Raw genomic sequence first — 23,366 nt, forward strand, 5'->3', positions numbered from 1 at the left:
TAGGTTCTGTACTCATAAAGGGATTCCGCTGACAGGCGAAGCGTGATTCACTTTCTCTCTCGGTTTTCTGGGAGGGAGAGATGGGACGGTTCGATCTGAGCGATGCGGAATGGGCTTTAATCAAGCCTTTGTTGCCGAACAAGCCGCGCGGGGTGGCGCGGGTGAATGACCGTCGGGTTCTGAATGGCATCTTCTATGTGCTGCGGACAGGCTCACCCTGGCGCGATCTGCCGGAGCGCTATGGGCCGTACACGACGGTCTACAATCGCTTCAACCGCTGGGCCAAGGCTGGCGTATGGGTGCGGATCTTCGAGGCCTTGGCGGCCAGATCGCCTCACTCGATGGCATTTATCGACAGCTCCATCATCCGCGCTCACCAGCATGCCGCCGGTGGAAAAAAGGGGGCGAAGATCACGCCATCGGCCGCTCTCGTGGCGGACTGAGCACCAAGATCAACGCCCTCGTCGACGAGAACGGCCTGCCCGTACGTCTCATATTGACGGCCGGCCAGGCCCACGATCTACGCGCGGCACCGCATCTGCTCGCCGGTCTGAAGTGCCGCCACGTCGTCGCCGACCGCGGCTATGACGCCGACGCGCTGCTGGCCCTGATCAGAGCCAGCGGCGCCAAAGCCCACATCCCGTCGACCAGCCAGCGCCTGATCCATCGCTCCGTCAACAAGCGCATCTATCGGCAGCGCAATCTGGTCGAGCGCTTCTTCAACAAGCTCAAGCACTTCAGGCGCGTCGCCACGCGCTTCGACAAGCTCGCACGCAACTTCCTCGCTGCGGTCGCCATCGCTTCAATCCGGATATGGGCCCGTGCTTATGAGTCCACTACCTAGCCCGCTTCCGGCGGCTTTTCGATGGCGCCCCTGACGCCGGTGAAGGCGCCGATGTCGAGCTCGCGATAGAGCAGCCGCGCCGGATCGACCGGGCCGGGCATCGTCAGCCGCCCCGGCGGCACCGGCCCGAAACCGACCCGCGCGTAATAAGGCGCATCGCCGACCAGAATGACGAGGCGGTGCCCGAGCGCCTTCGCATCGGCCAGCCCCTTTTCCATCAGCTTGATGCCGCAACCCTTGCCGCGCAGCTGCGGCTCGACGGCGAGCGGACCGAGCATCAGTCCCGGCCGGCCGCCGATCAGGATCGGCCAGAAGCTCAAGGCGCCGACCATGCGCCGCTCGGCGCCCTCGCCCGTAAAGGCGACATAGCAAAGCTCCGGCACCGGATGGTTGCCCTCGCGCAGCCGCTGCGCGGCCTTGGCATAACGGCCGGGACCGAAGGACAGGTCGAGCAGCGCTTCGATGGCAGGCCCGTGCTCGGGCCGCTCGGCGACGATTTCAAACATCGGAATTTCTTTCAGGCAGTGAACGCGAAAACAGGCTGAACCGCTTGCCCGTTGCGCTTTTGGCCCTCGCGCTCAGACGCGGGACGGCCGGATCGCACGGGCGTGCAAGGAACGGGGAGCACCTCGGCTCCCTTCCCTCATTCGTCGTCGCTGCATTGCGCCGCGTGCCATTTTCGTCGATCCATCTCGGGGCCGCCCGCCTTGGGGGTCAGCCGCTGCCTTGAACGATTAGTCGGGTAGCACGGCCAAATCCTTGCGTAAAGCCTCATGGCGGTCACACCGGGAATGAAAAAGGCTGGAACGGCGGCGCCCCCATCGGCTAGCTTGCCCGCCAACACGGGAAACCCCAAAGACAACGAGAGACAGGGAGCAAGCCATGGGACTTCTTGAGGGCAAGGTGGTGCTGGTCACCGGCGCGGCAGGCGGCATCGGCCGCGAATGCGCACTGATCGCGGCGAAACAGGGCGCCAAGATCGTGGTCAACGACCTCGGCGGCAGCGTCAAGGGCGGCGACGAGGGCAACGCCTCGGCCGCGCAAAAGACCGTCGACGAGATCAAGGCGGCCGGCGGCGAGGCGGTCGCCAATTCCGACAGCGTCTCGATGAAGTCGGGCGCCGAAAACATGATCGCCCAGGCGCTCGATACCTTCGGCGGCCTGCACTCGATCATCAGCCCGGCTGGCATCCTGCGCGACGGCATGTTCCACAAGATGCCCGACGAGGACTGGGACGCCGTGCTCGAAGTGCATCTGAAGGGGAGCTACAACATCACCCGCGCCGCCATCAATCACTTCCGCGAACAGCAGGAGGGCAACTTCGTCCTCTTCACCTCGACAAGCGGATTGATCGGCAATATCGGCCAGGCGAACTACGCCGCCGCCAAGATGGGAATTGCCGGCCTCTCGCGCATCATCGCCATGGAAGGCGCGGCGAAGAACGTCCGCTCCAACATCATTGCGCCATTTGCCTGGACGCGCATGATCGCCACCATTCCGGTCAAGGACGAAGAATCGGCCAAGCGCGTCGAGCGCATGAAGAATGCGATGCGCGCCGAACAGGTCGGCAATTTCGCCGTCGCCCTCGCCGCTCCGTCCTGCACGACGAACGGCCAGATATTCTCCGTTCGCGGCAACGAGATCGTGCTCTTCTCACAGCCCCGGCCCGTCAAGAGCGTCGCCCGCATCGACGGCTGGACGCCGGAAACGATCCTGTCCCACGGCCTGCCCGCCATGGCCGGCGGCTATACCGATCTCGGCAATACGGGTTCGGTGTTTACGTGGGAGCCGGTCTGAACCCTCGGCACGGGCTGGACAGATGAAACGGCCGGGTCTCCAATGACCCGGCCGTTTTGATTTCCGGAGCCCGGTATGACGAAGCGCAAACCGCCGCCGAAGCCACGCAACCCCGTGGCCAAAGCGCTGGCCGATCCGCTGTTCCGCAAGCGCATCGTCAAGCCGAAGCGCAAATATTCCCGCAAGACGGACGAACCCCCCGTCGAGGACGATCAGCCGGCAGACGACGAGACGGACTGAGCGACGCCTTCCCACCGCGCCTTGCCCGGCCCGAAATGCTCGACCGCGAAATCGACAAAGGCACGCACCTTGGCCGAGAGATGCCGCGCATGCGGATAGATGACATGAAGCGTCAGCGGCGGCATCGACCAGTCGTCAAGCGCGCGCACCAGACGTCCGGCACGAAGGTCCTCATGGCAAATGAAATCGGGCGCGAGGCAAAGCGCCGAGCCCGCCCGCATCAGCGGCAACATCGCATCGGCATTGTTGCAGAAGAAACGTCCCTTGACCTCGGCCGTTTCGCGCTGGCCCGTGCTGCGTGTGAACGTCATCTGGCCCGGCTTCGCAAGCAGCGTGTAGAGCATGAAGGGATGCGTCGCGAGATCGGCCGGCCGCTCCGGCTGCCCCTGCTTCTCGAAATAGGCCGGCGCACCGACGATGAAACGTTCGACCGGCGCAAGCTGCCGCGCAATCAGACTTGAATCCTCGAGTTCCGAAATCCTGAGCGACACATCGAACCCTTCCTCGATCAGGTCGACCCGGCGGTCGTTGAGCACGAGATCGATGTCGAGATCGGGATAGCGCGCAAGGAATGCCGGCAGCACCGGCCCGAGTTCACGAATGCCGAAGCTCATCGGCGCGTTGACGCGCAGCCGTCCGCGCACCTGGCCTTCAACGCAATTGGCCTCGGCGGCTGCCTCCTCCGCCTCGGCGACGATGCGGTTCGCCCGCTCGAAAACCAGCGCGCCCGCCTCGGTGACGGCGACACGCCGTGTCGTCCGGTTGAGCAGGCGGACACCAAGCTGGTCTTCCAGCGCCGAAACCTGGCGGCTGACCACCGATTTGGAGAGCCCCAGCGCCTCGGCCGCAGCGGTGAAGCCGCCCAGCTCGACAACCCGGGCAAAAACCGCAAACCCGTTGAGATCCGTCATCACATTGTTCCTTATTAGCAACAATCTGTTCCAATATGTCTGCATTGTATCTAATTCAATGCCAATTAGATAGGAGACATAGATTTGACGACATCCCCTTTGGGGGCCTGAACAGGAGGGCGGCATGGCCGACAAGACCAGGATTCTCGTGCTCTACCACAGCGCCTACGGACATATCGAAACGCTGGCGAAAGCCGTCGCCGAGGGCGCGGGCAGCGTCGGCGGTGTCGAGGTGACGTTGAAGCGCGTTCCCGAAACCATGCCCGAAGAGGCAATGAAGAACGCGGGCATGAAGGTCGACCAAGAGGCGCCGGTCGCCAGCCCTCAGGAACTTGCCGACTATGACGGTATTGTCTTTGGCAGCCCAACCCGCTTCGGCAACATGACGGGCCAGATGCGCACCTTCCTCGACCAGACGGGCGGCCTCTGGTCGAAGGGCGCGCTGGCCGGCAAGCCGGGCAGCGTCTTCACCTCGACCGGCACCGGGGGCGGCAATGAGACGACCATCACCTCGTTTCACTCGACACTGCTCCATCACGGCATGGTCGTTGTAGGCCTGCCCTATTCGGTCGGTACTGAGTTGTTCGATATTTCGGAAGTCCGCGGCGGCTCGCCTTACGGCGCATCGACGCTGGCCGGCGGCGACGGCAAGCGCCAGCCGAGCAAGAAGGAACTGAGCCTCGCGCGAAAACAGGGTGCGCATGTCGCGGCCATCGCGCAGAAACTGAAGCAATAGCGTCCGGCAAAAGGCCGGCGGGAGAAAATCATGATCGACATTCGTCCACTCGAAAGCCTCGGCGGCGCCGACCACGGCTGGCTGAAGGCAAAGCATCACTTCTCCTTCGCCGGCTACCACGATCCCGCCCGCATGGGCTGGGGCAAGCTGCGCGTCTGGAACGACGACCTGATCCGTCCCGGCACGGGCTTTCCACAGCACGGCCATCGCGACATGGAAATCATCACCTATATTCGCGAGGGTGCGATCACCCACCGCGATCACCTCAACAATGAAGGCCGGACAAAGGCCGGCGATGTGCAGGTGATGTCGGCCGGCAAAGGCATTCTGCACGAAGAGTGGAATCTCGAAGACAGCGACACACAACTCTTCCAGATCTGGATCGAAACGGCGCAAAACGGCATTCGCCCGCGCTGGGAGACGGCCTCCTTCCCGAAGGAAGACCGGAAAGGAAAGCTCGTCCCGCTGGCAAGCGGCAAGGCCGATGCGCCCGCCGAAGCCCTCTGGATCGCGCAGGACGCCGAAATTCTCGGCACAACACTCGACGCGAACACCGAAGTGACCCATGTCACTCAGCCAGGCCGACTGGTCTATCTCGTGCCGGCCAAAGGCAGCGTGACGGTGAACGGCACGCGTGTGCCGGAGCGCGCCGGCGCGGCTATCCGTGGCGAAACGGTGCTCACCATCCGGGCTTCGGAAGACGCAGAAATTCTGCTCGCCGACTTGCCGCCCGAAGATTGACAGGCCAGGCGGCGCAACGAAAGGACAGCAAAATGGGACTTCTGGTCGACGGAAAATGGACCGACAAGTGGTACGACACCAAGTCGACCGGCGGCCGCTTCAAACGCCAGGACGCCGCCTTCCGCAACTGGGTGACGGCGGACGGCGCACCGGGTCCCACGGGCGAAGGCGGCTTCATGGCCGAGGCCGGGCGCTATCATCTCTATGTATCGCTTGCCTGCCCCTGGGCGCATCGCACGCTGATTTTCCGCGCGCTGAAAAAGCTCGACGACAAGATTTCGCTCTCGATCGTCGATCCGCTGATGCTGGAGGACGGCTGGACCCTGCGCGGCGAGGGCGGCACGCGTGACACGGTCAACGGCAAGACCCGCCTCCACGAAATCTATACGCTGGCAAAGCCCGACTACTCCGGCCGCGTCACGGTGCCGGTGTTGTGGGACAAGAAGACAGACGCCATCGTCTCCAACGAGTCCGCCGACATCATCCGCATGTTGAACTCGGCCTTCGATGGCGTGGATGGTGTCGATGACACGCTCGATTTCTATCCGCGCGAACTGCGTGGCAATATCGATGCCGTCAACGAAGCCGTCTATGACAAGGTCAACAACGGCGTTTACAAAGCAGGCTTTGCCACCGACCAGTCCGTTTACGAAGAGGCCGTGACCGCACTCTTCGCCGAGCTCGACCGGATCGAAACAATCCTCTCCACGCAAAGCTGGCTCGCCGGCGACCGGCTGACCGAAGCCGACTGGCGCCTCTTCACGACGCTCATCCGCTTCGACGCCGTCTATCACGGTCACTTCAAATGCAACCTGCGGCGCATCGCCGACTATCCGAATCTCTCGGGCTTGCAGCGCAGGCTCTACAACATGCCGGGCATCGCGGCGACGGTGAGCTTCGACCATATCAAGCAGCACTATTACGGCAGTCACAAAACGATCAACCCCACCGGTATTGTCCCGGTGGGGCCGATCCTCGATCTCGAAGAACCGCGCGAAAAGAAACGCGCCGCCTCCTGACGCTCAGTTGACCGCCGACTGGCGCTTCTCGAGCACCTGCTTGATCGCAAGGCCGGTGTTGCGGTTTTCCTTGTAGCGCATCGAACGCGGCAGCGCGAAATGATAGGCACGCAAGGCGGCATCGTCGCTTTGTCGCATGAAGCGATCGACATCGGTGAAGACACAGGCCGATCTCAAATGTTGAGAGCGGCCAAAATCACCGCAATGGCGTACGGCGCGACGCACCGCACGCTCTTGATCGCTATCGAGCTGCTTCAAGGCCGCCTCACTTGTCGGCAACGCGCTCCAGTCGACATTGTCCGCCGCCTGGGCAATGCCAATGCCGCCAAACGCCAGCGCCGCAACCACGCACCCACCGATGATCTTCCGTCTCATGGCAACCTCCATCTGCACGCCCGTCTCCGGCCGCGCCGTCGCAAGCCGCCCCGCCGGTCTTCTTTCTAGCTCGCAAATGTGGCGAAAAATAATCATGGGCAGAACCCCCGCACCCTCCTTAAGATCGGCCGTCAAAAGCGAGACATTCGAAGGGGATGCGGGCAAATGGGCGGTTTTTCGGACTACGATAAATATGACGGTCTGGGCCTTGCCGCCCTGGTCAAGCGCGGCGATGTGAGCGCAAGCGACCTGCTCGACGAGGCGATCCTCCGCACCGAAACGATCAACCCGAAGATCAACGCCGTGGTGATGAAGCACTACGATGAAGCGCGCGCGCAGGTCGCGCGCGGCCTGCCCGAAGGCATTTTCAGCGGCGTACCCTTTCTGCTGAAAGACCTGCACCTGTTGCTCGAAGGCACGGTCACGACCTATGGCTCGGCGCTCTTCGAGGGCAACAAGGCGGATCACAATTCGACGCTGACCGAGCGCTATCTGAAGGCCGGTCTCGTCATATTCGGCAAAACCAACTCGCCCGAATTCGGCCTCGCCGGCACCACCGAGCCGCGGCTCTACGGGGCCACGCGCAATCCGTGGAACATCGAGCATTCGCCGGGCGGTTCGTCGGGCGGCGCGGCGGCGGCGGTCGCGGCCGGCATTCTGCCTTTCGCGAATGCCAGCGACGGCGGCGGCTCGATCCGCATTCCGGCCGCCGCCTGCGGCCTCTTCGGATTGAAACCGACACGCGGCCGCACGCCGATGGGCCCCGATCGCGGTGAGGGCTGGGCGGGCCTCTCGATCTCGCATGTCGTCTCGCGCTCGGTGCGCGACAGCGCCGCCGCGCTCGACGCAACGGCCGGCGACGCGCCGGGCGATCCATACGCGGCGCCGGCCCCGGCGCGGCCCTTCCTGCAGAAAGTCGGCGCGAAGCCCGGCCGCCTGCGCATCGCCTTCACGACACGGCGCTCCGACGGTTCGCAATGTCACCCCGATGTCGTTGCGGCTGTGAAGGAAGCGGCGGCACTTTGCGAAAGCCTCGGCCATCATGTCGAGGAAGCCGCCCCGCCCCTCGTCCGCGAGGAAATCTCCCGCCATCAGGCCGTCATCGTCGGCGCCAATACCGGCCTTACCTTCCGCCAGCGCGCCCAGGCGCTCGGCCGCGAGGTGACGCAGAACGACGTTGAGCACATCACCTGGCTGATCGCGAAAAGCGCCGAAGCACGCGGCAGTGTCGACTATGCGGAAGCAACGCTTTTCATCCATCGCCTCGGCCGCCAGATCGCAACCTTTCAGGAGACATATGACATCCTGCTGGCGCCGACGCTCGGCGTGCCGCCGCTGCTGCTCGGCAAACTCGATATGATGTCCGCGGATGTCGGCGAATATATGCGCGTCAGCTACGAATACATGCCCGGCACCGCCATCGCCAACATGACCGGTCAACCCTCGATGTCGGTGCCGCTCAACTGGAATGCCGACGGTCTTCCGATCGGCACGATGTTTACCGGCCGCTTCGGCGACGAAGCGACACTGTTTCGTCTCGCGGCACAACTGGAGGAAGCCCGTCCCTGGGCCGGGCGAAGGCCCTCGCTCTGAGCGCTACCACAATTCGTCAGGCGCTCGCCCCTCGACAACTTCGGCGATGCGGCGGCGCGTCGATATGCTGATTGCCTCAGGCAGTTCCGCCAGCGCGAAGAACCCCGCCTCGGCGATCTCCGGACTCTTGCGCGGCACATGTTTGTAGACGCCGTGCTCGAGCACATAAAGCGCAACATGGTCGGATTTGAACTCGCGAAAATTGGCAAAAAGCCCGGCAAGCCTCGGCACGCCATGGAGCAACACGCCCACCTCTTCGTCGAGTTCGCGCTTCAGCGAAGTCAGCATCGTTTCCCCGCGCTCGACACCGCCGCCGGGCAGATACCAGCCGGCGATATAGGTGTGGCGCACCAGCAGCACGCGGCCCTCCGCATCGAAAACCATGGCGCGCACGCCGGCCGTCAGCGGTCGCCGGACCCGCCAATAAAGCCGCGCCAGGGGCCGGGCTACTTTCCAGAGCAGGGCACGAAAATGGGGCATGGGCGCAATCTAGCACGGGATTTTGCCGCCTGCGCCTTTAGACGCCGTCAACCATCGCCGCGATAGTCTCGACCCCGGCGGCGCGCCTCCGCGCCCGACGGGTAGGGCAATATGGGTCTTTTTTCGCGACTGATCGCGCGGCGGCATCTCGAGCCGCCGGAGCCGGAAGAAGCGCCGCACATGACGCCGGCGGCGCTGAAACGCGCCTTGCGCAGCACTGCCACCGCGTCGGGCTCGCTGACAGCCGCCGAACTCGGCCAGCGCATTGCCACCGCCCTCAGCACCATCGAAACGGCTGTCCTCGCCATCGATGCCGTGGCCGAACGTCTGCGCGAAGCTGCCGATCTGGTCGCCGACGCCGGCCGAAGCGCCGACCTGGGCCGCCGCGCCCTCATGGCCGACCGCTATGACGATCTGCGCGCCGAGATCGACGCCATTGTCGGTTCGGCCTCGCACAACCGTGTCAACCTGATCAGCGGTCGCCGCATTGCCGGACAGCACGCCAGTTTCAAAATCGCGCTCGATAGCGAAGCGCGTGCCGGCGTGTCCATCCCGATCGTCAATCTGACGACCGGGCCGGGTGGTCTTTCCCTGTCGCCGCCGCGAAGCGCCTTCGCCGACGATACCGAGATTGAAGCCATCGCCGCCGAGCTGGCGACGGCGCGTCTGACCGGGGCCAGCGCCGCCGAACGCTTCGCTGATCAAGCGGCCCTGATCGCCGACCGGCTTGCGCGCCTGATTGAGATCGCTGGATCGCACCCGGTCGAAACACAGCTCCCGACCGGCATCGACGCTGAAGATGTCGATAGCGCGAAAGGTCAGAGCGCCGAATATGAACTCGGCATGGAAGCGGTCGAAGAGAAGCTCCGCGCGCTGGCGAGCCGCCTGAACGCAGAAGAGCCATCCAGGCGCAGCAACGCAGATACCTGAGTGCAACGGCCGCGCGCCTCATGCTAGCATGACCTCGAAATTCAGGAGGTCGCACAATGACGCCACACGCAGCCGACGGCGCGCTGTCGAACGACGGCCCCAATGCCGAACAGATCGAATACTGGAACGGTGACGCCGGCGAACGCTGGGCGCGCTATCAGGACAAGCTCGACAGCATGCTGCAGCCCTTCTCCGATGCCGTGCTGCGGATCGGGGCGGTAAAACCGGGCGAACGGATTCTGGATGTGGGCTGCGGTTGCGGTGCGACAACATTTGACATCGCGATCCGCGCCGGTGCGCAGGGGAAGACCGTCGGTGTCGACATCTCCGCTCCCATGATCGCCCGGGCACGGAACCGGGCGGCGGCGCTGAAAAGCACAGCGGAATTCATGCTGGCCGACGCATCGACGCATGCCTTCCCGCCGGGCACATTCGACCTTCTCGCATCGCGTTTCGGGATCATGTTTTTCCTCGAACAGGTCCCGGCCTTCACGCATCTGCGCCAGGCGCTGACGCCAGGCGGCCGCGTCGCCTTTGTCTGCTGGCGGCCGATGAAGGAAAATCCCTGGATTTCGGTACCGCTCTTCGCCGCCCTGCCGCATATCCCGAAACAGGAACCCGCCGTTCCGGGCGCCCCGGGCCCGTTTGCCTTCGACGATCCAGACCGTCTTCGCGGCGTCCTGACAAACGCAGGCTACAGCGCGATCGAAATCGAGCCCTTCGACGCGAATCTGGTTGTCGGCGGCGGTGCCGATCCTGTCGGCGACGCCCTGCAACAGACGTTGGACATCGGTCCGCTGGCACGCATTTTCAGGGAGTTGGACGAAACCGCGCGGACGCAATCCATCGACGCGGTGCGGGAAGCGCTGGCGCGACACGCCAGCGCCGAGGGCGTGGTCATGGATGGTGCGGTCTGGCTCGTCACGGCACGCGCATAGCCGACAAAACCCCGGATTCCTTGGCAAATTTGTCAGTCACGCCTTGCCGGCGCTTCCATTTTCTTAAGGAACGGCCATTAAGGTTGACGCCGGTAAAGGTTGAAATGGAGCGACGGCGTACGGCATGAGCCGGCCCGGCGTCCGTCTTCCGTTTCATATCCGGGTGGGGACATGACGCATTCGATTTTCAAGAAGCTGACCGTGCTGGTCGTCGACGACAGCGCCTATATGCGTCATCTGCTGATGACGTTGTTGCAAGCCCTGGGGGTTTCCAATGTCCACGTGGCGGCCGAGGGCGCCGAGGCCTGGGAGTTGTTCCGGCGCTACGAACCCGACATCGTCATCACCGATGCGGCCATGTTGCCGATCGACGGGTTCGCCTTCGCCGAAAGACTGCGCAACATCACCGGCGGCGCGCTTGGCATGGTCCCGATCATCATGGTTTCGGGTCATACCGACCTCGCCTCGATCGAACGTGCGCGCGATATCGGTATCACCGAATTCCTCTCCAAACCGATCTCCGCCCGCAGTCTCTATCAGCGGCTGATACAGGTGATCGACCGACCGCGCCAGTTCGTCGAAACGCCCACCTATCGTGGTCCGGATCGCCGCCGCCGCAGCCTGCCCTACGACGGCAGCGATCGCCGCGGCACCGTGGCACTTCTTTGAGGGATTGACCGATGACCGACCTTGACAAAAAGCTTCCCAAGGCACCAAGGAACGAGACGCCGACCGATGTGCGCTTCGTCCGTGTGCCATCGATCGTCGAACGCAAACTCGGCGCCGACTATGTCGCGCCGATGCGCCTCGACCCCCGCGTGCTCGATCAGATGCAGACGACAATCAAAGGCCTCGAAACACGCTACGGCGATGCATTGCGCGCACAGGTCCAAACCCTGTTGGCGCTGGTCGAGCCTGCCTGCGGTGGCGACACGGAAGTACGCGGCCGCCTCTATGCCATCGTTCATGACATGCGCGGCCTTGCCGGGACATTCGGTCATCCGATGGTCGGTCGCTTCGCCAATTCGCTCTGCAACTACATCGAAAGCGCGGGCACAACCGCCTGGAGCGACGATACGATCTTCCATTTCCATCTGGATGCCATCCGCGAGGCATTGGAAAGCCCAAGCGCCGATCCGGCAATCACGCTCGAAACGCTCAACGCCCTGCAAAAGCTGATCGCGGCCAGTGCGGCGGAACGGAGACGTTTGGGATGATGCCCGTGCCGACCAAGGCAGATGCCGCGTTTTTTCGCAAGCTGACGGTGCTCGTGGTCGATGACAGCCCCGAGATGCGCCGGCTGCTGGCGGCCCTGCTCGAATCGATGGGCGTGGAGCACGTTATCGAGGCGCGCGACGGCTTGAAGGGCCTCGACGCTTTCATCGAACACAAGCCGGACATCATCATCACCGACGGCGCGATGCAGCCGATGGACGGCTATGAAATGACGCAGCGCGTGCGCGCCGCCGGCGCCGCCGAGGGCGCCAATCCGGATGTGCCGATCCTGATGATCTCGGGCCATATCGGCCGCGAAAGCGTCGCCCATGCGCGCGACCAGGGCGTCACCGACTATCTCCCGAAGCCCCTCTCGGCTTCTGTTCTCTACGAGGCCATCGTCGCCGCCGTTTCAAAGCCGATCCATTTCATCGAGAAGCCGGGCTATCGCGGACCCTCGCCGACGCGCCGGCTGACGGCACGCAGCGCCGACGATTCGGCCGCCTGATCCCTCAAGTCACCTCGGCCAGAAACCGCGACAGCAGCGGATTGATGCGTTCCGGCGCCTGCCAGAACGGCATATGCGCCAATCCTTCCAGAACATGCACCTTGTCATCCCAGAGATGGCGGTAGCTGATGCTTGTCAGGAAGGCGTTGTTGACGAAAGGCTCGTCCGCACCTGAAACCACGGCAAGCGGCAGCGGCGAAGTCGCGGCGATTTCACGCCCGTCCATGTCGAGCCCCGCCGCCACCGATTGCAACATCAGCGGACGGAAACGCCCGTCGGCGCGCTGGCAGCCCTCGACCATCCAGGGCTCGAGCGGCACGCCCGCGCCGATCGTTTCCTGCGCATAGATCGCCGCCTGCTCGGGCGTGAAGCGCTCCGCGAATGTCAGCGCCATGTGTTCGGACGGCAGGAACGCTTCTCCCATGTCGGCGCCGCCGGCCGGCGGCGTGCCGGTGATCCAGGCGGCAACCGTGCCCGGCCAGCGCGCCATCATTTCGAGCGCGGCATGACCGCCAAGCGACCAGCCGACAATGACGGCGCGCTCGATGCCCATCGCCGCGGCAAACGCCATCGAAGCATCGGCGAAGCCGTGGATCGAATAGGTCTTGTCAGGTTCCGGCGCATCGGAACTCTGGCCATGTCCCGGCAGGTCGAAGGCAATGCAGCGATGGCGCGCGCCGATCTCGCTCTCCAACTGCCGGCCGAAGATCTCCTTGCAGGAGGAATTGCCATGGATGAACAGTACCGCCGGCCCCGCCCCGCCACTGTCCAGATAGCTCAGGCGGCCATGCGACGTCTCAACCGTTCCATTCTTCATTGCGCATATTCCCGTGCTTTTCGTTTGTTTTCAAAAGCTTGCCACAGCCGTCCCGAGAAAGTTGACAGAAGCGTCATTATTTTTTGCATCCATTAACCCCTCGCCCTATATTGATATTCGGCGGAACCAACAAGGCACAGCACGGGCCGTAGAGCCGTGCTTTGCGGATCAGGGCAGGAGCGAAGATGACAAAGATCACGACCAATATCACGGTGGACTCGGCTTACGAAGCCGTCGCGCCGGACGACTTTCCGGCAATGATGGAAGTCGAGCGCTACGGCAAGCGCTCCACCGCTTTCGACAAGATCATCTCCGCGACCCACGATCATTTCTGGGATCCGATGGACACCAAATACATCGATTTCTCCGCCCCCTTCGACATGGATAACGAGTATCTCATCGATCCGGAGCAGAACACCGACCTGAAAACGGCCGTCAAGGACAAGCTCGACGAGAAGCAGAAGATCAAGCTCGTCAATCTCGACGTGCAATGGGGCCTCTCCTCGATCCTCCACGGTGAAGCCGGCGCGCTGGCCCTGTCGGCGAGCCTCTGCCACATCCTGAAGGATCCGGGCGCGCAGGAATACGCCGCCAACCAGACCCGCGAGGAAGCCCGCCATGTCGCCGGCTTCTCCAACTACATCAAGGCCCGCTGGGGCAAGCCGGTGCCGGTCGGGCCCGCACTCGGCGATGTGCTGACCGAACTCGTCAACACGCCGCTGGTCTGGAAGAAACTCGTCGGCATGCAGATGCTGGTCGAGGGCCTTGCGATGGGCGCCTTTGCCTCCTTCTACAAATGGGGCCGCGATCCGCTGATGGTGAAGCTGATGCAGCTCACCATGACCGACGAGGCCTTCCATCACAAATTCGGCAAGATCTGGGCCGACCGCACCATTCCGAACCTGAAGGCCGAAGAACGCGACGCGATCGAGGACTGGGCCTGGGAAGTCTTCCAGATCCTTCTCTACAATCTCGGCTCGCCCGAACAGAAGAAACACATCTATGCTGCCGTCGGCCTTGAATGGGAATGGGTACAGGGCGCCTTCATGGAAGCGCTGACCGACAAGCACATCCGCGAAAGCATGCAGGAATCGTCCAACATCTTCCGCGTGCTGATCAAGACGCTGCTGAAGGCCGGCATCATCACCGGCCGCACGGCGCCCAACTATGCCGCCTTCATCGACATGAAGGAACTTTACGGCGAGAGCGACCGCATGATCGGCGACGACATCGCCGAAGAAGGCATCAAATACCTTCTGCAGCTCAACGGTCAGGGCAACCGCGCCTATTCGCTCGACAAGATGTCCGCCGCCGAATAACGGCACCGGCGGCACGCATCAGGGCGGCAACTCCGGTTGCCGCCCTTTTTCATGCGCGGCCTTTCATCAGCCCGCCGATCAGCCGGTCGAGCCCCGCCGCATAACCGGCCCGCGCCGCCTCCGGCGCGTCGGCCGCGGCAATGCCGAGGGCGGCCTGCTGCAGCGCCCCCGACAGCAATTCGTTCACCGCGCGCATTTCGCCGGCGGCGATGAAGCCCTCATCGACCAGATGCTGCAGCGCGTGATCGAGAAACAGCGTCGACAGCGGCGCCTGCAACGCGCGCCAGTCCGAAAGCCCGAGCACCGCCGGCCCCTCGATCAGAAACAGCCGCCGCACTTCCGGATCGGTATAAATGCCCAGCAACACCTGCGCCCCGACCTGCAGATCGTCGCGGTCATGGGCGATCCGCGCCATCGTCTCGTCAAACAGCCGCTGCCCGATCTCGGGCAGCATTTCCTCGAGCACGGCGCGGAAGAGATCCTGCTTGTCGGCGAACTGATGATAGAGCGCCCCCCGCGTCACCCCGGCCTCCCGCACAATGTCCTCGGTGCCGGTCTCGGCATAGCCGCGCTCGGCAAACAGCCGCCGCGCCGCTTTCAGCAGTTTGTCGCGGTTTCTGGAGGGCCGTTTGGCGGGGGATTCGCGCGTCATTTCCTCTTTCATACAGCTTGTATGGAAACTCGTTTCGGATTATACAGCCTGTATCTCATACACCTTGTATGAAAAATTCGGGAGCGAAACGATGACCGATCGAGCGGTTGAAGGCGTGGCGCCGGCGCGCGGCCGGCGCATCCCCTGGTGGCTCTTTGCCGCCGTCCTCGGCGTCGCCGCCGCCATCGCGCTCGGCAGCCTCGCCGTCTGGGGCACCGGCAGCGAAGGCCTCGTCCACATCACCCGCTACACCGCCCGCTTCGCCTTTCTGATCTTCGTCGTGGTCTTTGCCGCCGGTGCGCTGGCGCAGCTTTTCCCGTCCGCCACGACGCGCTGGCTGAAGCGCAACCGCCGCTATCTCGGGCTTTCCTTCGCCCTTGCCCATTTCATCCATCTGGGTGCCCTGACCTCGTTTTTCATCGCCATCGGCGAAGCGCCGGACCTGGTCACCATCATCGGCGGCGGCGGCGCCTATGTTTTGATCGCGCTGATGGCGCTGACCTCCAACGACTGGTCGGTGAAGACGCTCGGCCCCAAGGTCTGGCGCCGCCTGCATCTCACCGGCATCGCCTATGTCTGGCTGATTTTCATGAATTCCTATATCGGCCGCCTCGCCAGCGAGACGCCGCCGGAGCCCAAGGTAATCTTCGCCATTACCGCCGGCCTCGGCATTCTGGCGCTGGGGCTTCGCATCGCCGCCTGGATCGCCCGCCGCCGCGCCCGATCACAAGCTCTTGTTCGTTGACGCAGCGTCGCCTGTGCTATTCTGACCTTCGCAGGGCCTGAAGCCCCGGAGGCGCCGCATGGTTGCGACGAACGGCAGAGGCAGGCCCAAGGCAGGAGCCGTTGCACTTGGCGCCTTGCTGCTGCTGGCGGCCGGTGCCGCCGACGCCAATATCTTCGGCGTCGACGACCGCCGCGACATCCGGCCGGAAGACGGCCTCAGCGGCGTCGGCGTCATCGTCTGCGCCGGCACGACGCGCCGGCCGACCGGCGTGCTGATCGCCTCGTCGCATCTGCCCGACCAACGCGACTACGATGTCATCGTCACCGCCGCGCATGTCTTCATCGGCCCGCGCGGCCGCCTGACCGATTGCGAATTCAGGCCGCAACGCATGGACGGTCCCGGCGCGCGCATCCTCTACATCGAAAGCGGCAGCCACACGCCCTACCGCGACCGCGACTGGCACAACGACTGGGCGGTCGCCGTGCTCGACCGCCGCCTTGACGACGAGCTCGACCGCATCGAACCCCGCGTCGTCGACGAGGACGCCGCTGTCGAACGCCGCGAATCCGGCGCCCGTTTCATCCTTGCCGGCCACAATGGCGAGCGCGGGCCTTTGCAGATGTCCGAGAACTGCGGCCCGGAACGCAAGTTCAGCTCCCATCTCAACCGTTTCGACCCTCGCGTCGTCAATCACGATTGCGACATGATGCCGGGCTGGTCGGGCGGACCGCTCATTTTGCGCGAGGACGGCGTCAACTACATGATCGGCGTCAATTCATGGGCCTCCAACGCCATCACCCACACCTCCGGCCGTGCCTATAGCGGCAGCCTCAACCCCAATGTGGCGATCCGCGTCGACGGTCAGTTCAAACGGGCCATCGACCGCCTGCTGCGCGCGGGCACGACCGGCGTCACCGCCAGATGTCTCGTTGCCAGCCGGGACGAGTCGCCGGCCCTTCCCTGCTGACGCTGCGGCACCGCGACGCCGGATGACCGCCCGCCATTTCCTCCCTATATTGTCCGCAAAAGAATTGGCCCCGCCCGGCCACCGCGCCGGGGGGCCGCCAGAACACGCTTTCCGGGAGGGAAAACATGCCTTGGAATTTCGGCGACATTCTCGACGCCATTTCGCCCGCGCTGCCCAAGGACGCGCCGGCCTTCGTTCATGGGGCCCGCCGCATCACCTGGGGCGAAACGACGAAGCGCACCAACAATCTCGGCCGCGCCATGATCGAACGCGGCGCAAAGCCTGGCGACAAGCTGGCTTTCTACATGCGCAACCGCCCGGAATATATCGAGCTGCTGGCCGCCGGTTTCAAATCGCGCCTGACCCATGTCAACGTCAACTACCGCTACAAGCCCGATGAAGTCTTCTACATCTTCGACAATTCGGACGCGCAGACCGTCGTCTATGGCAGCGAGTTTCGCGACACCATCGAGGAAATCCGCCCGCGCCTGACCAAGGTCAAGACCTTCATCGAAGTCAATGACGGCGGCGACATCGCGCCCTTCGCCGAGCGCTACGAAACGCTGGCGAACACCGGCGATGGCGCCCCGCTCGACATCGAGCGCTCGCCCGACGACATGCTCTTCATCTATACCGGCGGCACCACCGGCATGCCGAAAGGCGTGATGTGGCGTCACGACGATCTGCGCGAAGTGCAGCTCGCGGCGCTGCGCCGCCTTGGGCCCGTCCCGGAATCCCTGCCCGCGCTGGTCGAGGCGATCAAGACGGTCGGCCCCGCCGGCCCGATGATCCCCGCCTGCCCGCTGATGCATGGCACCGGCCTTCTGACCGCGCTCGGCAACATGGTCTCGGGCGGCTGCGTCGTCACCCTCGACAACCACTCGCTCGACCCGCACGAGCTCTGGGCGGAAGTCGACCGCAACAAGGTCCAGCAGGTCGCCATCGTCGGCGACGCCTTTGCCAAGCCCATGCTGCGCGCGCTGGAAGAAGCGCCCGGCAAATACGATCTCTCCTCGATCGTCACCATCATCTCGTCCGGCGTCATGTGGTCGACCGAAGTAAAACGCGGCCTGCTGCAATACATGCCGAACGCGATCATGACCGACAGCTTCGGCGCCTCCGAAGCGGTCGGCCTCGGTTCCTCGCTGATGACGAAGGACGGCGAGATCGCCACCGCGAAATTCCAGATCGGCGAACGCTGCAAGGTCTTCGACGAGAACGACGAGTTGATCGAGCCGGGTTCGAAGACACCGGGTTTCATTGCGCTCGGCGCGCCGATCCCGGTCGGCTACTACAAGGACCCCGAAAAGAGCGCCCGCACCTTCAAGACGGTGCGTGGTGCGCGTTATGCAATTCCGGGCGACTGGTGCACAGTCGAAGCCGACGGCACGTTGACGCTGCTGGGCCGCGGCTCGGCCTGCATCAACACCGCCGGCGAGAAGGTCTACCCCGAAGAGGTCGAGGAAGTGCTGAAGCGGCACCCCTCGATCGAGGACGCACTCGTCGTCGGCCTGCCCGACGAGAAATGGGGTCAGTCGGTCACCGGCGTCGTCAAGCTCAACAACGGCGCGTCCTTCGACGAGGAAGCCCTGCGCGCCCATGTCCGCGCCGCACTTGCCGGCTACAAGACGCCGAAGCGCATTCTGATCGGCACGGTCCCCTTCCGTGCCCCGAACGGCAAGGCCGACTACAAGACCGTCACCGAGTTTGCCAAGCGCGAACTCGGCGCCGCCTGAACGCGAAAACGGAGAAGCGCAATGACGCCGGATGAATTTTCGAACCTGCTGGCGCGCTTCTCCGCCGCCGCCACGGCCGGCGACGGCAAGGCTTTTGCCGAATGCTTTACCGAAGATGGCGTCTATCACGACTACATCTATGGCGATCACAAGGGCCGGGCCGAAATCGCCCATATGCTGGAAGAGCTCTTCCACCGCGACGCCCGCGACTATGACTGGCGCATGATCGACCCGGTCTGTAACGGCAATCTGGGTTATGCATGGTCGCTGTCGAAATTTGTCTCGACGCTCCCGCAATATGAAGGCAATCAGGTCGTCATCGACGGCATGAGCCGCTTCGAACTGCGCGACGGCCTGATCGCCGACTATCGTGAAAGCGTCAATGGCGGCGTCGCCATGGCGCAACTCGGTGTCGAGGAGCCCCGCCTTGCCGGCGTGCTGCGCAAATGGGCGCGCCAGCTCCGCGAACGCCCCGAGGTCGCCCGCTACCTGAAGCCCTGAACGCCCGCATTTACCCTTAAAAGCCGCCTCTCCTACCCGCCGATGCCGGTTGCCTCGCCGGGGCCGGTTGCTATGCTGTCGCCAATCGAAATCGAACCCTCAAGAAAGAGATTTCCATGGATGCGCTGGAAAAATTCCGTCAGGAAACCCGAACCTGGCTGGAAGCCAACTGCCCGCCCTCGATGCGGACGCCGATGACCTCCGAGGACGAGACCGTCTGGGGCGGCCGCAATGCCAAATACGAAAACCCCGAAGCCAAGCTCTGGCTCGACCGCATGGCCGAGCGCGGCTGGACGGCGCCCACCTGGCCGGCGGCCTATGGCGGCGGCGGTCTCTCGAAAGACGAAAACCAGATCCTCCAGCAGGAGCTGCGCCGCATCAAGGCAAGGCCGGCCCTGTCGAGCTTCGGTATCTGGATGCTCGGGCCGGCCCTGCTCGAATTCGCCAATGAGGAACAGAAGAAAGAACACCTGCCGAAAATCGTCCGCGGTGAAATCCGCTGGTGCCAGGGCTATTCGGAGCCGGGTGCGGGCTCGGACCTCGCCGGCCTCCAGACCAAATGCGAGGACAAGGGCGATCACTACCTCGTCAACGGCCAGAAAATCTGGACCTCCTATGCCGACAAGGCCGACTGGATCTTCTGCCTGGTCCGCACCGATCCCACCAAAAAGCACGACGGCATCAGCTTCCTGCTTTTCGACATGGCGACGCCCGGCGTCGAGGCCCGGCCGATTTCGATGATCTCTGGCGCCTCGCCTTTCTGCGAAACCTTCTTCACCGACGTGAAAGTGCCGAAGGGAAACCTCGTCGGCGAACTCAACAAGGGTTGGACCATCGCCAAGCGCCTGCTGCAGCACGAGCGTGAAATGATTTCGGGCATGGGCCTCGGCGGCGCGGGCTCCGGCGCCGGTCTCGGCGGTCTCGAACAGGCGGCCAAGGACTATTACGGCGAGCAGAACGGCCGCGTCGCCAGCCCGTCGCTGCGCGACCATATCACCCGCCAGAAGATGGACGGCAAGGCCTTCGCGCTGACCATGCAGCGTTCTGCCGAGGAAGCAAAAGCCGGCCAGGGCCCCGGCGCCGCCTCGTCGATTTTCAAATATTACGGCACCGAGCTCAACAAGCGCCGCTTCGAACTGCTGCTCGAAATCATGGGCACGAAAGGCCTGGGCTGGGAAGGCGAAGGTTTCACCGGCGACGAAATCACCGTCACCCGCTCCTGGCTGCGCTCCAAGGGCAATTCGATCGAGGGCGGCACCAGCGAAGTTCAGCTCAACGTCGTGTCGAAGCGTGTCCTCGGTCTGCCGGACTGACGCGCGCGACAATCCGTTTGGGGCGCGCCCGCTGGCGCGCCTCCGCCTTTTCACAGAAACAGAATAAAGACATGGAAACGCGATGGCACTAGTACTCACCGAGGAGCAGCAGCTCCTGCGCGACACCGCAACGCAGTTCTTTCAGGAGCGCGTTCCGGTCGCCAATCTGCGCAAGCTGCGCGACACGAAGGACGCCGACGGTTTTGACCGTGCGGTCTGGAAGGAAATGGCCGATCTCGGCTTCGCCGGTATCATGATTTCCGAAAAATACGGCGGCACCGATTTCGGCCCCGTCGGTCTCGGCCTTGTGCTTGAGCAATCTGGCCGCACGCTGGCGGCAAGTCCGCTCGTTTCCACGGTGCTGCTTTGCGGCTCGGCCGTGCAACTCGCCGGCAACGCAACGCAGCGTCAGGAAATTCTCCCGGCCATTGCGGCCGGCGAACGCATCATGGCGCTGGCGCTCGAAGAGGGGCCCCACCACAATCCGACACGCATCGCGACCCGCGCGACGGCCGACGGTCAGGCCTTCCGGATTTCCGGCAGGAAGACCTTCGTTCTCGATGGCCATGTCGCCGGCCAGCTCATCGTCGCGGCGCGCACCGGTGGCAACGACAACGATCGCACCGGCATCACGCTCTTTCTGGTCGATCCGAAGGCGGAGGGGGTCAAGATCACCCGCACCTTGATGGTCGACAACCGCAACGCGGCCGATATTGCCTTCGACAACGTCGCCGTGCCGTCCACCGCTGTTCTCGGCTCGATCGATGGCGGCATCGACGTGCTGGAACAGGTGCTCGACATCGCCCGCATCGGTCTCTCGGCCGAAATGCTGGGGCTGGTGCAGGAAGTTTTCGATACAACGCTCGCCTATCTGAAAGAGCGCAAGCAGTTCGGCAAGGTCATCGGTTCTTTCCAGGCGCTTCAGCACCGTATGGCCGTTCTCTTCGCCGAAATCGAGCTGTCCCGTTCGGTCGTGCTCGACGCGCTGTCGGCGATCGAGGCGCGGCGCAACGATGTGCCGCTGGTCGCCAGCCTCGCCAAGGCACGCCTTTCCGATATTGCGACGCTGATGACCAATGAGGGCCTTCAGATGCATGGCGGCATGGGCATGACCGATCAATTCGATGTCGGGCTCTTCATGAAGCGGGCCCGCGTCGCAGCGGCAAGTTTCGGCGACGGAAATTTCCACCGCGACCGTTATGCTTCTCTGGAAGGTTACTGACGATCCTGCGGACATCCGGGCAACCCCCCGGATGTCTGCTCACAAGTCTACCGCGAAGGTCGGCTCGACGATGTTGAAGTCCCGGTTCGGTTTGGCAGCGCGTATTCTGCCGATTGTCGCTGCATTTCTGGCGGGTGCCGTTTTTACCGGCCCCGCTGCGGCCCATCCCCATGTCTGGATCGACTTGAAAACGGAAGCCCATGTCGATGACGAGGGTCGTTTGACCGCCGTCACCGTCAGCTGGATTTTCGACGAGTTCTATTCGGCCTTCGCCCTCGACGGTCTCGAAAAACCCGGCGGCGACTACAAACCCGAAGACCTGGCGGCCCTGACCGTGGTCAATATGACCAATCTTGCGGAGTGGAACTATTTCACGGAAATCACGCAGGGAGGCGAAACCGCGAAGTTCGGCGAACCGCGCGACGCACATTCGACCTGGAACGAGAAAAGCGGGCGTCTGACCCTGACCTTCACCCTCGACCTTGAAGACCCGCGCCCCGCCACGGTGGAAGCGCCGGCAAAATTCCGTGTCTACGATCCGACCTATTACATTTCGATCGACTATGTCGAAAAAGACACCGTGCGCCTTGCCGGTGCGGCGGCCGATCGCTGCACGGCCGAGATCGAGATCCCGAATGTCGAGAACGTCTGGACGACACTGCCCGAGACCGCCTTCACCGCCGGCACCGGGACGCAATTCGGCGCAATGTTCGCCGCCACCGCGACACTGACCTGCCGGATGGCGTCGTGACCGGCGCGCCGCGCAAAGTCGCGCTGGCGGCATTGACGATTCTGGCCGTGCTGCTGGCCCTGCAGCTGCCGGCACTGGCCCAAAGCCCTTTCGCCATGCCCGGCGGCGAAGCCCCGCCGCCAGAGCCCGGCTTCGTGGCCGGGCTGATGCGCTCCATCATGGCCATGCAGCAGGAATATTATCGCGCCTTGGCCGGTGCATTCCGCGCCGTCAATCTTCAAGGCTCGCTGGCCGCCGCCTGGGGTCTCGTTTCGATCTCCTTCCTTTACGGCGTCTTCCATGCCGCCGGTCCCGGCCACGGCAAGGTGATCGTCACCTCATGGCTGCTGGCCGACGAGCGCGACCTGAAACGCGGCATCCTGATCGCCTTTCTGTCGGCTTTTGCGCAGGCCGTGACGGCAATCCTTGTGGTCGGCATCCTCGCCGTCGCGCTCGGTATGACGCAGCGCGCCACCGCCGATATCGTGCCGATTGTCGAACGGGCAAGTTTCCTGCTGATCGCCGGTGTCGGCGCCTGGCTCCTGTGGCGCGCCTTCCGGCCCGCCCATCACCACCACCATGATCACGCGCATGACCACGATCCTGGACACGCGCATCTGCCGGCACCCAAGGAGATTCGCGGCGTGCGCGGCCTGAAAGGCATGATCGCGGTAATCCTGTCGGTTGGCTTGCGTCCCTGCAGCGGCGCGATACTGGTGCTGCTTTTCTCGGTGACGCAGGGCGCCTTTCACATCGGTGCCTTGTCGGCCTTTGCCATGTCGGTCGGAACGGCGATCACGGTTTCGGGCCTGGCGCTGCTGACGGTCGCCTCGAAAAACGGCGCCCTCCGCCTTGCCGGCAAGATCGACAGCCCCTGGACGCTGCGTCTGGAACGCACCCTGCGCATTGCCGGCGGCGCTTTCATTCTGCTCTTTGGACTGTTCCTGCTGGTGGGCTCTTTCACGCTGCCGCGTCAGCCCCTTTTCTGACTTCCCGGCCTATCGACAAGCCTCGCCCCCCGCCCCATACTGCCCCCGAAAACCGCGCTGCGCACC

26 protein-coding genes and 1 pseudogene are annotated in these 23,366 nt (G+C 63.8%); 21 read left to right on the plus strand and 6 right to left on the minus strand.

From position 1 onward, the window contains the following. The first annotated feature begins 80 nt into the window (after positions 1-80). Positions 81-844 (plus strand): annotated as a pseudogene (locus tag Q7V31_RS10075) (IS5 family transposase). On the opposite strand, the gene Q7V31_RS10080 reads toward Q7V31_RS10075, so the two are convergent. Next, a complete protein-coding gene (locus Q7V31_RS10080; protein ID WP_304733982.1) occupies positions 841-1,350 on the minus strand; it encodes a GNAT family N-acetyltransferase in 510 nt (169 codons plus the stop codon). The pseudogene Q7V31_RS10075 and the gene Q7V31_RS10080 sit on opposite strands and share 4 nt — an antisense overlap. A 376-nt stretch (positions 1,351-1,726) precedes the next feature. On the opposite strand from Q7V31_RS10080, the gene Q7V31_RS10085 reads away from it, so the two are divergent. Next, positions 1,727-2,641, plus strand: coding sequence for an SDR family NAD(P)-dependent oxidoreductase (locus tag Q7V31_RS10085; RefSeq protein WP_304733983.1), 915 nt, complete (start codon positions 1,727-1,729; stop codon positions 2,639-2,641). Positions 2,642-2,716: 75 nt separating this feature from the next. Then, complete coding sequence (locus Q7V31_RS10090) at positions 2,717-2,881, plus strand: hypothetical protein (protein ID WP_304733984.1); 165 nt, start codon at positions 2,717-2,719, stop codon at positions 2,879-2,881. Here the strand turns inward: Q7V31_RS10090 and Q7V31_RS10095 are convergent. Beyond that, positions 2,854-3,792 carry a LysR family transcriptional regulator gene (locus Q7V31_RS10095; RefSeq protein WP_304733986.1) on the minus strand — a complete coding sequence of 313 codons (939 nt, stop codon included), beginning with the start codon at positions 3,790-3,792 and terminating at the stop codon, positions 2,854-2,856. The genes Q7V31_RS10090 and Q7V31_RS10095 overlap by 28 nt on opposite strands. Positions 3,793-3,916: 124 nt before the next feature. Between Q7V31_RS10095 and wrbA the strand changes: the two genes are divergently transcribed. The 3 genes from wrbA to Q7V31_RS10110 are packed head-to-tail and all read left to right on the plus strand — an operon-like array spanning position 3,917 to position 6,288. Beyond that, the gene (gene wrbA, locus Q7V31_RS10100) at positions 3,917-4,528 is read left to right on the plus strand and encodes an NAD(P)H:quinone oxidoreductase (protein WP_304733988.1); all 612 of its coding nucleotides are present in this window, start codon (positions 3,917-3,919) and stop codon (positions 4,526-4,528) included. A gap of 30 nt (positions 4,529-4,558) precedes the next feature. Continuing rightward, on the plus strand, positions 4,559-5,269 hold the full coding sequence (locus Q7V31_RS10105; protein ID WP_304733989.1) for a pirin family protein: 711 nt from the start codon (positions 4,559-4,561) through the stop codon (positions 5,267-5,269). A gap of 32 nt (positions 5,270-5,301) precedes the next feature. After that, positions 5,302-6,288, plus strand: a complete 987-nt coding sequence (locus Q7V31_RS10110) for a glutathione S-transferase family protein (protein WP_304733991.1) — start codon at positions 5,302-5,304, stop codon at positions 6,286-6,288. 3 nt (positions 6,289-6,291) lie between these two features. On the opposite strand, the gene Q7V31_RS10115 is transcribed toward Q7V31_RS10110, so the two are convergent. After that, positions 6,292-6,663 carry a hypothetical protein gene (locus Q7V31_RS10115; RefSeq protein WP_304733992.1) on the minus strand — a complete coding sequence of 124 codons (372 nt, stop codon included), beginning with the start codon at positions 6,661-6,663 and terminating at the stop codon, positions 6,292-6,294. A gap of 165 nt (positions 6,664-6,828) precedes the next feature. Here Q7V31_RS10115 and Q7V31_RS10120 point away from each other — a divergent pair, with 165 nt between their 5' ends. Next, entirely contained in the window at positions 6,829-8,256 is a 1,428-nt protein-coding gene (locus Q7V31_RS10120) for an amidase (RefSeq protein ID WP_304733993.1), read from the plus strand. Positions 8,257-8,259: 3 nt separating this feature from the next. Here Q7V31_RS10120 and Q7V31_RS10125 read toward each other — a convergent pair whose 3' ends face one another. Next, complete coding sequence (locus Q7V31_RS10125; RefSeq protein ID WP_304733994.1) at positions 8,260-8,736, minus strand: NUDIX domain-containing protein; 477 nt, start codon at positions 8,734-8,736, stop codon at positions 8,260-8,262. 111 nt (positions 8,737-8,847) lie between these two features. On the opposite strand from Q7V31_RS10125, the gene Q7V31_RS10130 reads away from it, so the two are divergent. The 5 genes from Q7V31_RS10130 to Q7V31_RS10150 all read left to right on the plus strand — a co-directional run bounded on the left by Q7V31_RS10130 (position 8,848) and on the right by Q7V31_RS10150 (position 12,327). Beyond that, on the plus strand, positions 8,848-9,666 hold the full coding sequence (locus Q7V31_RS10130) for a hypothetical protein (RefSeq protein ID WP_304733996.1): 819 nt from the start codon (positions 8,848-8,850) through the stop codon (positions 9,664-9,666). 56 nt (positions 9,667-9,722) lie between these two features. Beyond that, the gene (locus Q7V31_RS10135; RefSeq protein ID WP_304733997.1) at positions 9,723-10,604 is read left to right on the plus strand and encodes a class I SAM-dependent methyltransferase; all 882 of its coding nucleotides are present in this window, start codon (positions 9,723-9,725) and stop codon (positions 10,602-10,604) included. Positions 10,605-10,775: 171 nt separating this feature from the next. Further along, on the plus strand, positions 10,776-11,273 hold the full coding sequence (locus tag Q7V31_RS10140) for a response regulator (RefSeq protein ID WP_304733998.1): 498 nt from the start codon (positions 10,776-10,778) through the stop codon (positions 11,271-11,273). Positions 11,274-11,284: 11 nt separating this feature from the next. Beyond that, positions 11,285-11,821, plus strand: a complete 537-nt coding sequence (locus Q7V31_RS10145; protein ID WP_304733999.1) for a hypothetical protein — start codon at positions 11,285-11,287, stop codon at positions 11,819-11,821. A 5-nt stretch (positions 11,822-11,826) separates the two neighbouring features. Continuing rightward, positions 11,827-12,327, plus strand: coding sequence for a response regulator (locus Q7V31_RS10150; RefSeq protein WP_304734000.1), 501 nt, complete (start codon positions 11,827-11,829; stop codon positions 12,325-12,327). Positions 12,328-12,331: 4 nt separating this feature from the next. On the opposite strand, the gene Q7V31_RS10155 is transcribed toward Q7V31_RS10150, so the two are convergent. Next, positions 12,332-13,144 carry an alpha/beta fold hydrolase gene (locus tag Q7V31_RS10155; RefSeq protein WP_304734001.1) on the minus strand — a complete coding sequence of 271 codons (813 nt, stop codon included), beginning with the start codon at positions 13,142-13,144 and terminating at the stop codon, positions 12,332-12,334. A gap of 185 nt (positions 13,145-13,329) precedes the next feature. Here Q7V31_RS10155 and Q7V31_RS10160 point away from each other — a divergent pair, with 185 nt between their 5' ends. Then, complete coding sequence (locus Q7V31_RS10160; protein WP_304734003.1) at positions 13,330-14,463, plus strand: ferritin-like domain-containing protein; 1,134 nt, start codon at positions 13,330-13,332, stop codon at positions 14,461-14,463. Between the two features lie 49 nt (positions 14,464-14,512). Here the strand turns inward: Q7V31_RS10160 and Q7V31_RS10165 are convergent, their stop codons facing one another. Beyond that, positions 14,513-15,115: a TetR/AcrR family transcriptional regulator gene (locus Q7V31_RS10165; RefSeq protein ID WP_304734004.1), complete on the minus strand. Its 603-nt coding sequence runs from the start codon at positions 15,113-15,115 to the stop codon at positions 14,513-14,515. 91 nt (positions 15,116-15,206) lie between these two features. Between Q7V31_RS10165 and Q7V31_RS10170 the strand changes: the two genes are divergently transcribed. From Q7V31_RS10170 to Q7V31_RS10205, 8 genes are all read left to right on the plus strand, one after another. Next, positions 15,207-15,860 carry a hypothetical protein gene (locus tag Q7V31_RS10170; RefSeq protein ID WP_304734005.1) on the plus strand — a complete coding sequence of 218 codons (654 nt, stop codon included), beginning with the start codon at positions 15,207-15,209 and terminating at the stop codon, positions 15,858-15,860. Between the two features lie 58 nt (positions 15,861-15,918). Next, a complete protein-coding gene (locus Q7V31_RS10175; protein WP_304734007.1) occupies positions 15,919-16,809 on the plus strand; it encodes a serine protease in 891 nt (296 codons plus the stop codon). A 125-nt stretch (positions 16,810-16,934) separates the two neighbouring features. Beyond that, positions 16,935-18,545, plus strand: coding sequence for an acyl-CoA synthetase (locus Q7V31_RS10180; RefSeq protein ID WP_304734008.1), 1,611 nt, complete (start codon positions 16,935-16,937; stop codon positions 18,543-18,545). A gap of 21 nt (positions 18,546-18,566) precedes the next feature. Further along, entirely contained in the window at positions 18,567-19,046 is a 480-nt protein-coding gene (locus tag Q7V31_RS10185) for a nuclear transport factor 2 family protein (RefSeq protein WP_304734009.1), read from the plus strand. A gap of 116 nt (positions 19,047-19,162) precedes the next feature. Next, entirely contained in the window at positions 19,163-20,359 is a 1,197-nt protein-coding gene (locus Q7V31_RS10190) for an acyl-CoA dehydrogenase family protein (protein ID WP_304734010.1), read from the plus strand. Positions 20,360-20,441: 82 nt separating this feature from the next. Beyond that, positions 20,442-21,581: an acyl-CoA dehydrogenase family protein gene (locus tag Q7V31_RS10195; RefSeq protein ID WP_304734012.1), complete on the plus strand. Its 1,140-nt coding sequence runs from the start codon at positions 20,442-20,444 to the stop codon at positions 21,579-21,581. 31 nt (positions 21,582-21,612) lie between these two features. Continuing rightward, on the plus strand, positions 21,613-22,332 hold the full coding sequence (locus Q7V31_RS10200; RefSeq protein ID WP_304734013.1) for a DUF1007 family protein: 720 nt from the start codon (positions 21,613-21,615) through the stop codon (positions 22,330-22,332). Next, the gene (locus Q7V31_RS10205) at positions 22,329-23,300 is read left to right on the plus strand and encodes a nickel/cobalt transporter (protein ID WP_304734014.1); all 972 of its coding nucleotides are present in this window, start codon (positions 22,329-22,331) and stop codon (positions 23,298-23,300) included. Before Q7V31_RS10200 ends, Q7V31_RS10205 begins: the two co-directional genes overlap by 4 nt. Positions 23,301-23,366 lie beyond the last annotated feature (66 nt).

Origin of the sequence: Parvibaculum sp. (assembly GCF_030651915.1) — a bacterium.
Classification (GTDB): domain Bacteria; phylum Pseudomonadota; class Alphaproteobacteria; order Parvibaculales; family Parvibaculaceae; genus Parvibaculum.

What these genes read in the sequence shown, in the direction of transcription:
- Q7V31_RS10160 (WP_304734003.1), top strand. Translation starts at nt 13,330, where the DNA reads ATGACAAAGATCACGACCAATATCACGGTGGACTCGGCTTACGAAGCC.
- Q7V31_RS10130 (WP_304733996.1), top strand. Translation starts at nt 8,848, where the DNA reads ATGGGTCTTTTTTCGCGACTGATCGCGCGGCGGCATCTCGAGCCGCCG.
- Q7V31_RS10095 (WP_304733986.1), bottom strand. Translation starts at nt 3,792, where the DNA reads ATGACGGATCTCAACGGGTTTGCGGTTTTTGCCCGGGTTGTCGAGCTG.
- Q7V31_RS10165 (WP_304734004.1), bottom strand. Translation starts at nt 15,115, where the DNA reads ATGACGCGCGAATCCCCCGCCAAACGGCCCTCCAGAAACCGCGACAAA.
- Q7V31_RS10120 (WP_304733993.1), top strand. Translation starts at nt 6,829, where the DNA reads ATGGGCGGTTTTTCGGACTACGATAAATATGACGGTCTGGGCCTTGCC.
- Q7V31_RS10200 (WP_304734013.1), top strand. Translation starts at nt 21,613, where the DNA reads ATGTCTGCTCACAAGTCTACCGCGAAGGTCGGCTCGACGATGTTGAAG.
- Q7V31_RS10090 (WP_304733984.1), top strand. Translation starts at nt 2,717, where the DNA reads ATGACGAAGCGCAAACCGCCGCCGAAGCCACGCAACCCCGTGGCCAAA.
- Q7V31_RS10175 (WP_304734007.1), top strand. Translation starts at nt 15,919, where the DNA reads ATGGTTGCGACGAACGGCAGAGGCAGGCCCAAGGCAGGAGCCGTTGCA.
- Q7V31_RS10080 (WP_304733982.1), bottom strand. Translation starts at nt 1,350, where the DNA reads ATGTTTGAAATCGTCGCCGAGCGGCCCGAGCACGGGCCTGCCATCGAA.
- Q7V31_RS10140 (WP_304733998.1), top strand. Translation starts at nt 10,776, where the DNA reads ATGACGCATTCGATTTTCAAGAAGCTGACCGTGCTGGTCGTCGACGAC.
- Q7V31_RS10105 (WP_304733989.1), top strand. Translation starts at nt 4,559, where the DNA reads ATGATCGACATTCGTCCACTCGAAAGCCTCGGCGGCGCCGACCACGGC.
- Q7V31_RS10135 (WP_304733997.1), top strand. Translation starts at nt 9,723, where the DNA reads ATGACGCCACACGCAGCCGACGGCGCGCTGTCGAACGACGGCCCCAAT.
- Q7V31_RS10170 (WP_304734005.1), top strand. Translation starts at nt 15,207, where the DNA reads ATGACCGATCGAGCGGTTGAAGGCGTGGCGCCGGCGCGCGGCCGGCGC.
- Q7V31_RS10180 (WP_304734008.1), top strand. Translation starts at nt 16,935, where the DNA reads ATGCCTTGGAATTTCGGCGACATTCTCGACGCCATTTCGCCCGCGCTG.
- Q7V31_RS10185 (WP_304734009.1), top strand. Translation starts at nt 18,567, where the DNA reads ATGACGCCGGATGAATTTTCGAACCTGCTGGCGCGCTTCTCCGCCGCC.
- Q7V31_RS10085 (WP_304733983.1), top strand. Translation starts at nt 1,727, where the DNA reads ATGGGACTTCTTGAGGGCAAGGTGGTGCTGGTCACCGGCGCGGCAGGC.
- Q7V31_RS10155 (WP_304734001.1), bottom strand. Translation starts at nt 13,144, where the DNA reads ATGAAGAATGGAACGGTTGAGACGTCGCATGGCCGCCTGAGCTATCTG.
- Q7V31_RS10145 (WP_304733999.1), top strand. Translation starts at nt 11,285, where the DNA reads ATGACCGACCTTGACAAAAAGCTTCCCAAGGCACCAAGGAACGAGACG.
- Q7V31_RS10190 (WP_304734010.1), top strand. Translation starts at nt 19,163, where the DNA reads ATGGATGCGCTGGAAAAATTCCGTCAGGAAACCCGAACCTGGCTGGAA.
- wrbA (WP_304733988.1), top strand. Translation starts at nt 3,917, where the DNA reads ATGGCCGACAAGACCAGGATTCTCGTGCTCTACCACAGCGCCTACGGA.
- Q7V31_RS10110 (WP_304733991.1), top strand. Translation starts at nt 5,302, where the DNA reads ATGGGACTTCTGGTCGACGGAAAATGGACCGACAAGTGGTACGACACC.
- Q7V31_RS10115 (WP_304733992.1), bottom strand. Translation starts at nt 6,663, where the DNA reads ATGAGACGGAAGATCATCGGTGGGTGCGTGGTTGCGGCGCTGGCGTTT.
- Q7V31_RS10195 (WP_304734012.1), top strand. Translation starts at nt 20,442, where the DNA reads ATGGCACTAGTACTCACCGAGGAGCAGCAGCTCCTGCGCGACACCGCA.
- Q7V31_RS10125 (WP_304733994.1), bottom strand. Translation starts at nt 8,736, where the DNA reads ATGCCCCATTTTCGTGCCCTGCTCTGGAAAGTAGCCCGGCCCCTGGCG.